11 protein-coding genes are annotated in these 15,522 nt (G+C 33.4%); 5 read left to right on the top strand and 6 right to left on the bottom strand.

The window, feature by feature from the left end:
* Positions 1-225: 225 nt before the first annotated feature.
* Entirely contained in the window at positions 226-429 is a 204-nt protein-coding gene (locus ACFSTE_RS11425) for a hypothetical protein (protein WP_176028925.1), read from the bottom strand.
* 487 nt (positions 430-916) lie between these two features.
* The gene (locus tag ACFSTE_RS11420) at positions 917-1,660 is read right to left on the bottom strand and encodes a LytR/AlgR family response regulator transcription factor (RefSeq protein ID WP_378256953.1); all 744 of its coding nucleotides are present in this window, start codon (positions 1,658-1,660) and stop codon (positions 917-919) included.
* Between the two features lie 144 nt (positions 1,661-1,804).
* On the opposite strand from ACFSTE_RS11420, the gene ACFSTE_RS11415 reads away from it, so the two are divergent.
* The 3 genes from ACFSTE_RS11415 (at position 1,805) to ACFSTE_RS11405 (ending at position 6,506) form a co-directional block, all read left to right on the top strand.
* Positions 1,805-3,601 carry a sensor histidine kinase gene (locus ACFSTE_RS11415; protein WP_378298152.1) on the top strand — a complete coding sequence of 599 codons (1,797 nt, stop codon included), beginning with the start codon at positions 1,805-1,807 and terminating at the stop codon, positions 3,599-3,601.
* 219 nt (positions 3,602-3,820) lie between these two features.
* The gene (locus tag ACFSTE_RS11410; RefSeq protein ID WP_378298150.1) at positions 3,821-4,342 is read left to right on the top strand and encodes a hypothetical protein; all 522 of its coding nucleotides are present in this window, start codon (positions 3,821-3,823) and stop codon (positions 4,340-4,342) included.
* A gap of 481 nt (positions 4,343-4,823) precedes the next feature.
* Positions 4,824-6,506: a DUF5018-related domain-containing protein gene (locus ACFSTE_RS11405; protein WP_378256947.1), complete on the top strand. Its 1,683-nt coding sequence runs from the start codon at positions 4,824-4,826 to the stop codon at positions 6,504-6,506.
* Positions 6,507-6,788: 282 nt separating this feature from the next.
* On the opposite strand, the gene ACFSTE_RS11400 is transcribed toward ACFSTE_RS11405, so the two are convergent.
* Entirely contained in the window at positions 6,789-7,115 is a 327-nt protein-coding gene (locus ACFSTE_RS11400) for a hypothetical protein (RefSeq protein ID WP_176028930.1), read from the bottom strand.
* 876 nt (positions 7,116-7,991) lie between these two features.
* Between ACFSTE_RS11400 and ACFSTE_RS11395 the strand changes: the two genes are divergently transcribed.
* The gene (locus ACFSTE_RS11395) at positions 7,992-8,507 is read left to right on the top strand and encodes a hypothetical protein (RefSeq protein ID WP_176028931.1); all 516 of its coding nucleotides are present in this window, start codon (positions 7,992-7,994) and stop codon (positions 8,505-8,507) included.
* A gap of 46 nt (positions 8,508-8,553) precedes the next feature.
* Here the strand turns inward: ACFSTE_RS11395 and ACFSTE_RS11390 are convergent, their stop codons facing one another.
* Complete coding sequence (locus ACFSTE_RS11390) at positions 8,554-8,733, bottom strand: hypothetical protein (protein WP_378256944.1); 180 nt, start codon at positions 8,731-8,733, stop codon at positions 8,554-8,556.
* A 1,275-nt stretch (positions 8,734-10,008) separates the two neighbouring features.
* On the opposite strand from ACFSTE_RS11390, the gene ACFSTE_RS11385 reads away from it, so the two are divergent.
* On the top strand, positions 10,009-12,807 hold the full coding sequence (locus ACFSTE_RS11385) for a bifunctional aconitate hydratase 2/2-methylisocitrate dehydratase (protein ID WP_378256936.1): 2,799 nt from the start codon (positions 10,009-10,011) through the stop codon (positions 12,805-12,807).
* Between the two features lie 132 nt (positions 12,808-12,939).
* Here ACFSTE_RS11385 and ACFSTE_RS11380 read toward each other — a convergent pair whose 3' ends face one another.
* On the bottom strand, positions 12,940-13,242 hold the full coding sequence (locus ACFSTE_RS11380; protein WP_378258943.1) for a LytTR family transcriptional regulator DNA-binding domain-containing protein: 303 nt from the start codon (positions 13,240-13,242) through the stop codon (positions 12,940-12,942).
* Positions 13,243-13,397: 155 nt separating this feature from the next.
* Complete coding sequence (locus tag ACFSTE_RS11375; protein ID WP_378256934.1) at positions 13,398-15,122, bottom strand: trypsin-like serine protease; 1,725 nt, start codon at positions 15,120-15,122, stop codon at positions 13,398-13,400.
* Positions 15,123-15,522 lie beyond the last annotated feature (400 nt).

Here is a 15,522-nt window from a genome sequence, read left to right as displayed (position 1 = left end):
TTTAGATATCCAAAACTAATGAATTTTCTTTTTTTAGAAGCGATAGATCATTGATGCTCCCGAAAAAGATACTTTAAAAATAAGAGGGATGAATAAGTTTTGATAATATAGTGTATTGTGTGTAGGTGTGAGATGTGTGGAATTTGATAAACGCGAAGACCCTAGTTGTTTTATTGATATAGAACTATACAGGTTTGTACAGACCTGTATAGTTCGTTTTAAATATTAATGAGCGGTACAAGCTGATGATTGTGGATGCTCACAGCAGTATAAATCCATACCGGTTAAACCTTCACAAAGTTCAAGAGAAGTACTGCCAATTCCTCCTCCAATTCGTAAATTACCAGCAGCAGTTCCTCCAGTGATTGTTTGTTGTTCTTTTTTATTTAATTTTCTTGTTCCGATTAAGTTTAGAATGTTTTTTTTCATTTTGATTAGTTTTATATTTATTTCTGTAGCCATTTATAGACACCTACAGTTTGTGTCTTTTATTCTTCGCGAAAGAATGTTCTTGAGGTGTTGTTACACAGGTGTATTTTTTGTAATTATTAGATGTAGTATTAATGTCAGTGATTTAGTGTGCAGGTGCAATTACTGTTATTAAAAAGACTTGGTTTTTGTGTCATTTTATTTATTCGATAATTGAGGTTACTGCTTATTGTCTATAGCATTTTCTATATTCTTAAACTATGGTAGTTTATAAAAAAGAAATCGGGAGGTGGAATGATTGTCTTTGTGTTCAAGAAAATACCTTTGCTGAAATATCTTGGGGTAGTATCCATATGAATAGTACAATTTTTGTTATCTAATGTTTTGATTTACAAAGACAAAAATAAAAGAAGAATTTCTGAGACAATGGATAGATGTATAGCCGTAGATAAATACTTGATAAGCGTAGAAAGATAGCTTATAATAGTTAGATATGGAGGTTAATTAAGTCAGAAAGCATGTTTCTGTTTCGAACGGATACCTTTATACTTTCGTTATTACTAAGTATAAGTGTCTCTCTTTTATGGATTCGGGTAATATGAGCGATATTAACTAATGTAGAACGATTAGCCTTAAAGAACTGTCTTCCTTCCAAAAGCTCTTCATAATATTTTAAAGGTTTGGAGGTGAGGTGGTTTTTGTTACTAAAGACAATTGAACAATAACTGCCCTCGGCTTTACAGGCAACAATATCTTTTATTGGGACAAAAAGATTTTCATCCCCTAGATTAATGATGATTCTTGGGTTTTCTTTATCAAGAAAAGCATGTAACAGTTTTTTCTTTTTATTGATTGTCGCAGGAGGGAGCACTTTTTTAAATTTTTCTATAATAGGGGATAGCTTTTCTGCAGTTATAGGTTTTAATATATAATTAAAAGCACAGTATTCAAAAGCTTTCTGGTAGAAGGTGTCGTGGGCGGTTGTAAAAATAATTTCGAAATCAGTATATGAAGTACGTTCTATTACTTCAAATGATACCCCATCTGATAAATAAATATCTAAAAAAATAAGATCAGGTCGATAGGTTTCAATTGCGGATAAGGCTCCCGAAATACTAGTTTCAATGGCTAAAACTCGAATTTCAGGAAAAGCATCATTAAGGACGCTTTTCAGATAATTACTGGAGCATTCTTGATCTTCGACAATTATAGATGTAATAATACTGTTCAATTATTCTGATTATTTTTGAGATAAATATAATGTTTTCACATAATGATTAGAAAAAATCTATTAATAAGCGTTTTGTTAGTTGTTCTTTTTTTTTCGAAAAACAGTTTCTGCCAGAAAAAATATACACAACAGGAATTGGATACAATGACATTAAAACGACCTTTTAAAGCTGCAAAATTTAATCATTTTGAAAAGGCATTAAAATCCGATACGACCTTAATTGGATGGACATATTTTTATACGAGAAAAGCATATTTTTATCAAATAAACAGACGGCATGATTCTACTTTGTATTATGCGAATAAAGCCATAATGGTTTATGAGAAATTAAAGACGCCTCCTAAATCAGAAATTAACTATGCTATCATCTCTTACTACATAAAAGGCGTAATGCTGAATAAGAAAAAAGAGTACAGCGCATCCACAAGGAACCTGATTAATGCATTAAAAATTGTAGATGTGTATAGTCCAGCTCATAATTACAAAGGCTATATCGCTTATTTGATCGCATCAAATCAGCATTTACTGGGAGATGCTAAACTAAGATATAAATACGCAAGAATAGCGTTGGAGGATACGACCTTTAAAAAGTTGTCCAAAGATTATGGAGGGGGGTATCAGTTTTTGGCTTTTACAAAAGAAGATGCAAAAGAGTATGATTCTGCAGTTTACTATCATCGTCAGGCACTTTCTTTTGTGAAAAAAATAAATAATACCAGAAGCATCATTGCGAGTCACAATAATTTAGGACACTTATTTCTTCTCAAAGAAAATAAAGACTCGGTTAGATATCACTTTAATAGAGCAAATGAATTGCTGAAGCAATTCGGACTAGATAGTCTCGAAGAGGGAACTGTATATCAAGATAAGTTTGTAAAAGCTAATATGGCTTATTTGGATATTCTCGAAGGAAATTTTGTAGAGGCAGAAATGAAATTAAATGAAGTTTTAAAAAGTTTGGAAAGCAAGAAAATAGATAATTATACCAAAGAATTGAAAAATACGTGTTATGACTATTTGATTGAATGCTATTATAAAAAAAAGGATTTTAAAAGCATCATAGCAGTATCTGACAAAAAAGATGAACTTCTCAAAGCTTATGAAAATGAATTTGTAGCAGGAAAGTTACAAGAATTGGAAACGATTTATGATGTAGAGAAAAAGAAAAAAAGAATAGCAGTACTTTCTGAAAAGAATAAAGAACAGGAAATTATCGTTAGTCAGCAAAAAATTATTATTGGGGTTATAGGGGGATCTTTTATCCTTTTATGCCTGACAGGATACTTGTACATACGAGAACGAAGACTGAAAACAAATTATGAAAAAATATTGTTAGAGCATAAGTTATTGCGTTCACAAATGAATCCTCATTTTTTATTTAATGCGTTGAGTACTTTGTGTAACATGATCCGGGAGCAATCAAAAGACAGTATTCCTTATATCAATAAATTATCACAGTTATTACGAATGATTTTAAAAAACTCCAGGCAGGATTTTATCACTCTTGAAGAAGAAAAACAACTGTTGCAGGATTATCTGGACCTGGAATCAAATTTTAAAAATAATTTTGCTTTTGAGTTGAAGATATCTGAAGAATTAGATGAAGAAATGACCTGTATTCCACCTATGTTAGTACAGCCATTTGTAGAGAATGCCATTCAACATGGGATCTCAGGATTATCAAAAAAAGGAGTAATTCATGTTCATATAAAAAAAGCAGAAAAAGAAGAAACACTGCATTGTATCATAAAAGATAATGGAAAAGGATATTATTCTTCTAAAAAGAATTCTAAAGAAACTTCTTTTTCTGAAGCTATTGTAAAAGAACGCTTAGCGGTTTTTAAAAAAGAATTTAATACCAATTGTAGATTTGAAGTATTGTTGGGAAATGAAACAGGGACAGAAATTCACTTATTTATGCCTTTTGTAATGGATGAATAAATGAATGTTTTAAATAGTGAGAGCAGGGGTAATTGATAAGGAAGCTAAGGGCTTATGTATTGTGATAGGTTTTTGTTCCGGATTTCCGGGTGGTTTATAAGGTGATGAATGGGGTAAGTTGTTGTTACATAGGTTTTAAAGAATGTGTGTTGCGTTGTTTGTTTGATTGGATACAGCGTATTTATTACTACATTTGTAGTTATTAGATTTTGGAATTATATGGGGACAAAAAAGGAAAAAATTAAAAAATTGGTTATTGAATTATATCAGGAACATTATGGTATAGATCAATCGGAGAGTGATATTCTTTCTACAGATCCCAATGGTTTTGATAGGTCACCAGAACAATTTTATGAAGCAATTGAGAATACTTTTTCAGTACAGGCAGATTATGATGAAAACCCATATTATGGAGGATTAGGAGGAACTATTACCGAATTAATTGCTTTTTTGGAAACCCACGGAACTATTCCTGGTGAAATAAATGGACAAAATGAATTTATTCATGCCTTTTTCGAGAATTTTCATCTGAATTGTAAGAAGCTGGATGCACATCATGTTAATGCATATTTCGATATGTATGGAATGATGGAAAGTAATAGAAAGGAAAAAGAGATAAAGAAAAAATTCAGAATAGCGTTAAAAACCAATAACTGGGAAGATCTACTCTCTATTGGAAAACAGTATTCAGGACCGTTTGATATTACAGGGCTTACAACTATTGCAGAATTAATTGATTAAACCTCCTTGTGATACCATGCTCTAAATGAATTTTATAGCGTAATATTACCATTTTTTTACAAATACAATCAAACCCCTTGGTATATGCATTGCCTAAAAGAGATATGTAGGTAAGTAATATAATGACAAAGGAAATTTTGCCGTTCTCTAAGATGAAAAAGATGATGCCTCTGTCTACTTAGCATAAAACCACTTTTATCAGTGATGTGGTGCGGTGTAGTGTGCTAATGCTTAGTTAAATTATCATAAAAACACATAAAAAATAAAGTTTAGATCGATTGTTTGTTGGTTTCATATTTGTGTTTTTTTTGTGGTTACTGTGACTGTGTGGTAGGTTTTTTTGTATTTGTGTGTTAGTTTTAAATAATAAAGGTTTTTAAATGGGGTAACTGTTAGTGTGGGTTGAGATGTGAATGTCGAATGACTTTTTCATAATTTCGCCAGAATTTTTTTGAACCCTCTATTTTAAAATCTTTATTTTATGAAAAAAAATACATTTATACTTTTATGTGCCTTTATTTCGATGTTAGGGTACATTTCTTGTTCTGGTGATGATGGAGAGCAAGAAATACGATTAAGTAATGAGAATACCATTCTCTCTTTTTTGCTAACTGTTAATGAGGAAAACTTCCCATTATCATTTGAAAACGGAGAAGCCTCCCTTTTAGTACCAGCACTTACTGATATTACAAATTTAACCCCATCTATTCGAATATCGGATAAGGCAAAGATTAAACCTGCTTTAGGAACTCCTCAGGATTTTACAAAACCAGTAACATATACGGTGACGGCAGAAAATGGTGATGTCAAAAAATTTACGGTTCGTATTTCTATAGAGAAACCCAGTGCAGACAATAGTATTACATCATTTGAGTTTATCAATTTACCGGAAAACACCACTACTAATAAATTTGAGTTGTTAGAGAACGATCTTCCGAACACAGATGTTTTATCGATTAAAGTACCCTATTTATCTCCAATAAATGAGCTAAAGACCCGAATTGTTATTAGTGAACATGCTGTTATTGAACCAGCCTCAGGGGAGATATTAGATTATACAAAGCCTGTTGTTTATACTGTTACTGCACAAAATGGAGATATTAAAAAATATATAGTAAAGGTAGATGGCAGCCTGGATCAGGTGAAATTTAAAGAAGGACTCGTTGATGCTTTTAAAAATAAAAAACCAGGGGATCTTATCACTTTTAATGTCAGTGAAGCACATCAAATAAAAGATCGTATTCACGTATACCTTACGGATCTTCTTACACAATCAAAAATAACTATCCCTGTACAAGATGTTCAGGAAATTGATGAAGATACTCATACGATCACTACCAAGCTACCAGCTACTTATATAAATAGTGATTATCGATTAGAAATATCGATCGAAGACGGTAATAATGATGTTAGCGAGATATTTCGACTAGATAAGGGAATACCAAATTTTGTACAAGTGGAACCAGTAGATATGAATGGAAATTTTTCTACCATAGAAAAGTTGTTCTCTACTCATAGTACTAATTTTACTAAATGTGGTGATATAAGAAGCAAGTTTATAGCCAAAATGTATATAGACATCTCTAAGCGCATTTCTCATAATTTTTATTTAAGACAAAATGGGAAAGATTTTGTAGTTTATCCACAGTTTTATGAAACATGGAATGAAGAATCCTCTACAGTTGAAATAGACATTGTTTGTGATATGTTACAAGATGGAGCCGTTTCAGGGACTAATTATACATTTATTATAGAAACACCAGATGATGGAGTAAAACATGAATTTCCATTTGTCAACCATCAGGGAAATTCGATAGAAGTTATCCCTCTGGAGCCTCTTGTTATTCAGGGTATTGATAAAGAGGTTTATACCAAGGGAGACGAGATTTCTATGACGATAAGTGGCGATCTACATATAAATACAACATCAAGTAATCTGGTTTCTAAAGAGAATGAATTATCAGTGTCATTTTTTAAAATTGAAGGTGAAGGTGATCAGGAAGAGGTTAAGGAAAGATATGAAACGACAATTTCTTCTATAGAAAAAGCAAGTTTTAGAATACCGGATAATATTCCTGTTGGAACATACGGTATTCATTTAACATTTACGGATAATATAGGGAATAAAAGTTTTAAATCACTTGCTGATATTGTTATAGAGTAAACAATTTCCAGAATCATTTATCCATGATTATCAAGTTCGGTTATAGATAATGCTTTTTGAAATATAAATAGTTGATTTGTGTATAACTACTCTGGGATAAAATAAATGAATCTTGTATTAGAAAATAGAATAAAAGCAACATCAAAATGACAGATGTTGCTTTTTGTTTTCAAAAAAATAATTGACTTTCCAATAGTTTTCTAAATAAAACTACTTGTTCTCTTAAATAAAAAAACAGAAAGATTATTTATCTCGAATTCCTGAAGAAATAAAATAAATCCTTTATAGTATTTTGAAAGATGTTATTTTACCTTCTTTTACAAGAGAAGAAAGAGCTTCTTCAGTTACTGCAAGTGCTTCTTTATGTAGGTCATTAGTTAAGAAGTCATTGTTCACATTTTGATCTCTCTTAAAAACGAAGTTTAACCCGGTAGGAGTCACGGTTATTTCCTGTAAAATAAAATTTCTATTTTCTATTTTACTATTAATATATGCAGTTAGTGGTCCGATTACAGTGCTTGCTATATATATTCCTGCATATACTATTGCTGCAGCGATTACAGTTTCTAAAATATCGTTGTCAAGTTCTTTTTTTAACGTGTTTTTCATAGGATAATAAATTTTGTTAGTATTTATATTGAGGGTTTTATACCCTGTGTTTTTTAAAATTAAGGTGTTTTTTTTCTATAAATATTTCATTCTATTGCACCGGTTTATCCCTATTTTTTTGATAATAAACTTGTTTTTGTGCTGTGTGTTTACAATAAAAAAGGAAGGTTTTAAAATTTTGTAATAAGAAGAGAATACCGGGTTTTATGGAGTGCTGTGATTAAGATATTCGGGTTGCGGTATAATACATGTATATTTTAATTCTTGGGGCTAAGATTTATGTTCTAAAAAATGTTCCTGTGTTTGTGTTGAGCTTGTTTACGTTCTTTTATTTTTTGTAGAGGTTTCTTAATACACGAATAAAAATTCAAAAAAACGAAACTTTATTATGTAGTGTTTTGAATTTTGTATAGAATACTTTATCAATTATTTAAGAGGGGTAGTGAAAAAAAAACGGAGGAAACTCCTCTGTTTTTGGGGCTCAAAACCACCTCTTTTTTAAAAGCAAAAGATGTACTTTCGTTATAGTGTTAGCAACCGTAACCTGTTCATATATACATGTTTTTTTTAAGATAGGAAGATGATTTGGTATTGTGCTTATGATTGTATTGGCTTCTTTTTTTTAGGAAAATGAAGAAGAGTGGAGTGAGTAAAGACTGTATATAATAATAGTTGAATGGTTATTTTAGTAGATAGGGGGTAAGGGCTAAATGTTCTGAAGTAAGAATCAAAATTAATATTCATTTACTGAATAAAGCATCTTGTAGTTCTAGGGGAGAAGTTTTTATATGGTTGTTATCAGTTTACAAAATTGATCAAAGACAACCCAGAACATGTAGTTTTCTGGAAATACTAACTATAAAACAATTTTCAAAAATGAAAAAATTAATGATTTCGGCAAGCTTTCTTATTCTTATCGGTATTGTTACAGCAACTGCTCAATGTAGATGTTATGAAAAAACTTCTGTATACTACAGTGGGAACCCTGAAGGAGGAAAAGAAATAGGGTTTATCTCTAACAATAGATTCTATCAGAAGACAAGTGTTTATTATAGTGGGAACCCTGAAGGAGGAAAGGAAATAGGATTTGTTTCTAATAATAGATTCTATCAAAAGACTTCGGTTTATTACAGTGGAAATCCTGAAGGGGGAAAAGAAATAGGGTTTATGTCCAATGATAGAGCCTATGAAAAAACTTCTGTATACTACAGTGGGAACCCTGAAGGAGGAAAAGAACTTGGGTTTGTTTCTGGAGAATACGGATATGAAAAAACTTCTGTGTATTATAGTGGTAATCCCGAAGGAGGAAAGAAAGTTCTAATCACTAATGGATGTAATAATACTGAGAAAACAGCTGCTTTACTAGCATATCTGTCAATACTTAGAGGATGATTTTTAAAATCCCTAAAATAGGGCTTTACCAAAAAGTGGTAAAGCCTTATGGATGAAATTCTAATCTGACAGTAACATCAGGAAATTGAGCTGTAATAGCAGCTTTATCCTGTAGCCTCATTCCGGTCCGGTTATAAGCTTTCTTAATACCTCCATTTTTCATAAAATAGATTTGCGATTGATCACTATGTTGAAATCCTATAGTATGAGCTAACTCATGAGTCATGACTAAAAACCTTCTACAGGACGACCTGCTTTATCAGAGAAATCAGCCCTTACAGGAGAAAAACCGAACCCGATTTCAGTTTTCCCAGATATGATAATATCAGCTTACCCTCCGTTAGTTGTTCTGTGTATACTGATTCCAGCAAAGGAAGAGTTCCATTCATATTGTTCAGAAATACGCTGATACTCCCTAGCCTTAAAAACAGCTGAAAACCTAACAAAATGTTGCCCTTTTTTGAGTGTTAGCAGAATCTAAAAATGAAATATCCCTATTCCCTTTTTGAAGCACTTCCAGCTCTTCAATAATTACTGTTTCCTGATTACCTTTTCACAAGAAGTAAATAAAGCTGCAATGCACATGATGGCAGGTAATAATATGGTTGAGGATTTTAAAAATGTAGTTTTCGCTGTAAATTAAGTTTTAAGAGTTTGTTTTCATTTTATAAGATATTAAGTAATCTTATGCTTATCTGTATTTTTCGAATTAACATCTGTTTAATGGATGTTGATTTTATTCAAAAAAAGTAGTAACACTAAATAAAAATAATACATGATTGTATAGTAAGTTATTACAATAGTTATTGTTTAAATAACTCATATGGTTTAGGAATAAATATGTACTGGATAGGAATGGTAGGATTTTAGTAAAACATAAGGAATAGAAGATGACTGAGACAAACTAGAATAGAAAAGAATGCTAAGAAAAGAATACGGACAATACCGGAACGCTACGAAAGACATGTTTTGAGTAACAAGGGGGCATTAATTTGATGTAAAGATTTAAAAACGAAAGCCTTTTTTGATTTTATGTGTTTTCCGAATATTTTTGTGGGATAAAATAAATAAGAACATAGAGAAGCATCTGTATAAATTGTTGAAATGTTTAGATCTGATTAAACAGGTGATTCTAAAAAGAGGGTGTTGTTAATTAGTAAGTCGAATGATGAAGATTTTATATGGCTAGGAGCTCATTTTATGATAATAAAATTGTGATGTAAAATCAATTTTATCAGGGAAGAACTTAGCCAAAACAAGTAAAATTTATACATGGGGTGCAATAAAAAAGTTTAAAAACATAAAAGATTTACTAATTTAGCTACCCGCACAATAGAAATATTGTAGGAGACAGTGTCAGATTGTAAGCGGCGGCTGTTATCAACTGAAATCTCGTTTAACCAAAACATTAGAAATATAGACTATATGGAGGCATTAATTAATTTCACATGTAAGAGTAAACTTATAGATTTTTCCTTAATGCCCAAAAGATAATTTTTTTATGCACAGATATATTGAATACCTCAAGGAAATTGAAGAGCGAAAAAGTCAGGGACTTCATCCGAAGCCGATCGATGGAGCAGAATTACTAAGTGAAGTTATAGTACAAATCAAAGATGTAGCAAATGAACATCGAAAAGATTCTCTCAATTTCTTTATTTATAACGTATTGCCAGGAACCACTAGTGCTGCTGGTGTTAAAGCTGAATTTTTAAAAGAAATTATTCTTGGCGAATCTATTGTAGAAGAGATCTCACCTGCTTTTGCCTTCGAACAATTATCACATATGAAGGGAGGTCCCTCTATTAAGGTGTTATTAGATTTAGCTTTAAGTGATGATGTTTCTATCGCCAATGAAGCAGCAAAGGTACTAAAGACACAGGTATTCCTTTATGAAGCAGATACAGAGCGCTTAGAAGAAGCGTTCAAAAATGGAAATGAAATAGCCAAAGAAATTATCGAGAGTTATGCAAAAGCAGAATTCTTTACAAAATTACCAGAGGTTGCAGAAGAGATTAAAGTTGTTACTTATATAGCAGGAGTGGGAGATATTTCTACAGATTTACTCTCTCCAGGAAGTGATGCGCATTCCAGATCAGATCGTGAGCTACATGGTAAGTGTATGTTCGAACATAATAAAGAACGACAAAATGAGCTCATGGAACTCCAGGAGAAACATCCTGATAAAACAGTGATGCTCATAGCAGAAAAAGGAACAATGGGAGTAGGGTCATCCAGAATGTCAGGGGTGAACAATGTAGCTCTTTGGATAGGGAAACAAGCAAGTCCATACGTGCCGTTTATTAATATAGCTCCAATCGTTGCAGGAACCAATGGAATCTCTCCTATATTCCTTACGACTGTTGGGGTTACCGGAGGGATTGGGATCGATCTAAAAAACTGGGTAAAAAAGTATGATGAAGCAGGAAATCTTGTACTGGATGAGGATGGAGAACCAGTTCTTGAGCAGGCGTATTCTGTAGAAACAGGTACAGTGCTTACTATTAATACTAAAAAGAAGAAATTGTATAAAGGAGATGAGGAATTAATTGATATTTCTTCATCACTGACTCCTCAGAAAATGGAGTTTATAAAAGCAGGAGGGTCATATGCTATTGTATTTGGGAAAAAGCTTCAGACTTTTGCGGCTAAGGTATTGGGAGTAGAGATACCACCAGTATTTGCAGCTTCCAAAGAAATTTCTCACGAGGGTCAGGGACTTACCGCTGTAGAAAAAATATTCAATAAAAACGCTGTTGGAACTTCAGGCGCAACATTACATGCAGGATCCTATGTACGAGTAGAGGTAAATATTGTAGGTTCACAGGATACTACAGGATTGATGACTTCTCAAGAGTTAGAAATGATGGCGGCTACAGTGATTTCTCCAATCGTTGATGGGGCTTATCAATCAGGTTGTCATACAGCTTCTGTATGGGATTTGAAAGCGCAGAGAAATATTCCAAGATTGATGAAGTTTATGAACGACTTCGGTCTTATTACAGCACGTGATCCGAAAGGAGCATATCACTCAATGACAGATGTAATTCATAAAGTATTAAATGATATTACCGTAAATGATTGGGCAATAATAATAGGAGGAGATTCTCATACAAGAATGTCTAAGGGGGTTGCATTTGGTGCAGACTCAGGAACTGTTGCACTTGCACTTGCTACAGGAGAAGCTTCCATGCCGATACCAGAGTCCGTAAAAGTGACTTTTAAAGGAAAAATGAAGGATCATATGGATTTCCGGGATGTAGTACATGCTACTCAGGCACAGATGTTAAAGGAGTTTGGAGGAGAGAATGTTTTCCAGGGAAGAGTTATTGAAGTACATATCGGAACATTACCTTCTGATCAGGCTTTTACTTTTACCGATTGGACAGCAGAAATGAAAGCCAAAGCCTCTATTTGTATCTCTCAGGATGATACACTTATCGAATCTCTGGAGATAGCCAAAGGTAGAATTCAGATCATGATCGATAAAGGAATGGATAATGAAAAACAAGTACTTCAGGGACTAATTGATAAAGCAGATCAGAGAATTGCAGAAATCAAGTCTGGTGAAAAACCAGCTCTTACACCTGATGATAATGCTAAGTATTATGCAGAGTTTGTTGTTGATTTGGATATTATTGATGAACCAATGATTGCAGATCCTGATGTACATAATGAAGATGTTTCAAAACGATATACTCATGACACGATTAGAGCACTCTCTTTCTATGGAGGAGACAAAAAGGTAGATCTTGGTTTTGTAGGATCTTGTATGGTGCATAAGGGGGATCTTAAGATCGTATCGCATATGCTTAGAAATTTAGAAAAAAAACATGGAAATGTAGAGTTTAACGCGCCTCTTGTGGTGACTGCTCCAACCTACAATATTATTGATGAACTCAAAGAAGAAGGAGATTGGGAGCTTCTTCAAAAATATTCCGGTTTCGAATTTGATGATGCCGCTCCCAAAAGTACTGCACGTACAGAATATGATAATATGATGTACCTGGAGAGACCTGGGTGTAATCTCTGTATGGGGAATCAGGAAAAAGCAGAAAAAGGAGATACAGTAATGGCTACATCTACACGTTTATTTCAGGGACGTGTGGTAGCAGATTCAGATCGTAAAAAAGGAGAATCATTATTGGCATCAACTCCAGTGGTAGTGCTTGCTGCAATTTTGGGGCGAACTCCTACAATAGAAGAATATGAAGCGGCAGTAGAAGGAATTAAATTAACTCAATTTGCTCCACCGTTAAAGAAGCTAACTTCAGGTCCAGGTCATAAAATTTCTTATTAGGATTTGGAATTTAGTGTTTCTCCATCTGTATTCTTGATATGAGTGGAAACATAAAAAATAGTAAAGCCAGATAGAAATATCTGGCTTTACTATTTTTTATATACGGGAGTATTCTGTATTCCATACACAGTATCAAATATCACCACCCAACCACTTTTTGAAGGTGCCGATTTTTTCGATAGCGACTGTAACCTGTACTTCCTTAGTAGCCGGAGTGAGGTGTAAGATAATTTTTGATTTAGAGGAATAATACATTTTAGAAATAGAAGAAGTATGAATAATATATTTTCTGTTTACTCTATAAAACTCTTTTGGGTTTATCAGATGTTCAATATTTTTTAATGAATATTCAATAGGTAATCGTTCCGCGTTTTTTAATTTAATAAATGTCATTTTATCCTCTGAATAAAAATAGGCGATATCTTCTATTGTAATTGTTTTTAGCTGGTTTCCTGTTTTTACCAGAAAACGTTTTTTGTAGGAGTCTTATTGAGAGGATTAGTGATCTCTTTAAGAAAAAAGAAAAGAGGTTGTCCAATCAGGACAACCTCTTTTTAGCATTATAATTCACGTTATGTGGTATTGGCAGATTACTTTTTCACAAAAGAAGTCGTATAATTGGCTCCGTTAGAAGTAACCTTTAACGTATAAGTACCAGCGTTTAATTCTGAGATATTTATAGTAGACTGGTATTTTCCTTTGATAACAGTTCTACCAAGCATATCAACGATTTTAAACATTGCATTTTCTGTTGGATTAAAAACAATATTTAGTTCTTTGTTAGAAGGAACTGGATACACACTGATTTTATCTATTGGAGGTGCAATTCTACCAGATTTATTACCATTACAAGATGAAATGAATTTCCACCCTCTATACGTCAGTTCCCAAAGGTTTCCTCTGTGAACAACTTTATCTCCTACGCGATAGCGAACCCCCCATCTCCATGGAGCTACTCCATCACAAACACCAGTCGTATCTCCTGTAGTTGTTGCCGTAGCGGTGTTACTGTATCTTGATTTATTTCCTGCAGCGTCCATCGCTAATACTTTGAAAGAATATCTGGTATTAGCTGTTAATCCTGTTACCTGGTATCGTGTACCTTCTACAGTTGCGATCATGGTATTTTCCTGGTATACACCATATCCGGTTACACCTACATTATCAGTAGAAGCCCCCCAGCTAAGGTCAATGGTGGTTTTAGTGGCATTTCCGGCAGTTAAGTTAGTAGGAGCTGTAGGAGCTTGCGTATCCGAGGTATCTCCTGGTAGGGTAGTTGCTCTGGCGGTATTACTAAACCTTGATTTATTCCCTGCGGCATCCTTAGCCAATATCTTAAAAGTATACGCTGTCCCAGCTGTTAATCCCACAGCCTGGTATCTTGTTCCAGATACTGTTCCGATCATGGTATTTCCTTGATATACCTCATATCCAGTTACACCTACATTGTCAGTAGAAGCAGTCCAGGTAAGATCAATAGTTGTTTGCGTTACATTTCCTGCTGTTAGATTCGCAGGTGCTGTAGGCGCTTGTGTGTCTGAACCTCCTGTTTCTGTATAAGGTTTAATTCCTGTTTGTCTTTCGATCCAGGAAGCTGCGTTAGCAACATTCCCCCAAAAACCATAATCAGTACATGGAGTTCCTTCTCCACCACTTACTGCTCCAACTAAAATTCTTTCTGACTTGTCACTGTTGTATACAACTAGTGGACCCCCACTGTCTCCTCTACATACCATTCTTCCTTCTGTTTCCTCTACTCTGATGCGCTCATCAGATAATTGAACTACTCCAAACTTCAATAAGGCTCCTTGTAAGTGGTCTGGACTACCTGAATTAGGACCTAAAGCTCCCCATCCAGTAGCGTAACAATCCTTTCCTTGTTTAACATACCCTTTTGTAAAAACATCTGCAGAAGCATACCTGATAGATTTTGCATATTTTCCTGATAGATCTAATGGAGTGCTTAATTCTAAAAGACTCAAATCACATCCCGAACATGGAAAATTAATCACTCTTTTTACTGTTGATGTTTGCCCGGTAGAACGATCACTTCTTTTGGTGTACCCAACTCCAATTCTTCTTCCGACCATTCCATTAACACAATGTTTCGCGGTAAGAATCCAGGTTGGTCCGAGAATAGTACCTCCACAACCTCCTAAGTCTGCTTGATATGGATGGTTCTCAATTAAAACATCTTCCCCATTCTTAATTTTCATAGTTGGGTTTTTCTTAGATCCAGGTTTTCCCTGTGCTTGTAGTTGCGTTGTGATCACACAACATAACAAGCTTAAAATAAGTACATAAAACTTTTTCATGATTTAGTGGTTTTAAAAAAATTAAAATGATTTGTTCTTTTTAAACACCGCTTATTGCAAAATATTTTGAGGGCAAAATTGCATATTCGAACAGGAAAAATGTAAGATTTAACCTCTAAACCCAAAAAAAAGAGGTGCTAATGGGTATTTGTCTATAATTCATGTGCTTACGTCTGAATTTTAAAAATGAGTTATTGCTGAAATACAAATGAAGATTTATGTGTAATTAACTATATTTTAGCTTTTTAGGGGTTTCTTACAATAATTTTGTTAAAAAAATTACAACAAATTTTTTACCCTCTAGAAGACCTCAAAAATAAAGGAAGTAAGACAATTAATTCATCATGAGGTTTTCTTCTCCCTTATTTGAAAAGGAGTTGTCTTTTTGTTAATGTTAAAC

This window comes from Aquimarina hainanensis (assembly GCF_042684685.1).
Classification (GTDB): Bacteria; Bacteroidota; Bacteroidia; order Flavobacteriales; family Flavobacteriaceae; genus Aquimarina; species Aquimarina hainanensis.
The sequence above is the reverse complement of the archived record's forward strand: the minus strand, read 5'-3'. Positions and strand labels throughout refer to the sequence as shown.

Bases quoted from the DNA above. Each gene is read 5' to 3' on its own strand.
- ACFSTE_RS11400 (WP_176028930.1), bottom strand. From the start codon at position 7,115: ATGAAAAACACGTTAAAAAAAGAACTTGACAACGATATTTTAGAAACT.
- ACFSTE_RS11405 (WP_378256947.1), top strand. From the start codon at position 4,824: ATGAAAAAAAATACATTTATACTTTTATGTGCCTTTATTTCGATGTTA.
- ACFSTE_RS11390 (WP_378256944.1), bottom strand. From the start codon at position 8,733: ATGACTCATGAGTTAGCTCATACTATAGGATTTCAACATAGTGATCAA.
- ACFSTE_RS11425 (WP_176028925.1), bottom strand. From the start codon at position 429: ATGAAAAAAAACATTCTAAACTTAATCGGAACAAGAAAATTAAATAAA.
- ACFSTE_RS11375 (WP_378256934.1), bottom strand. From the start codon at position 15,122: ATGAAAAAGTTTTATGTACTTATTTTAAGCTTGTTATGTTGTGTGATC.
- ACFSTE_RS11415 (WP_378298152.1), top strand. From the start codon at position 1,805: ATGACATTAAAACGACCTTTTAAAGCTGCAAAATTTAATCATTTTGAA.
- ACFSTE_RS11410 (WP_378298150.1), top strand. From the start codon at position 3,821: ATGGGGACAAAAAAGGAAAAAATTAAAAAATTGGTTATTGAATTATAT.
- ACFSTE_RS11385 (WP_378256936.1), top strand. From the start codon at position 10,009: ATGCACAGATATATTGAATACCTCAAGGAAATTGAAGAGCGAAAAAGT.
- ACFSTE_RS11395 (WP_176028931.1), top strand. From the start codon at position 7,992: ATGAAAAAATTAATGATTTCGGCAAGCTTTCTTATTCTTATCGGTATT.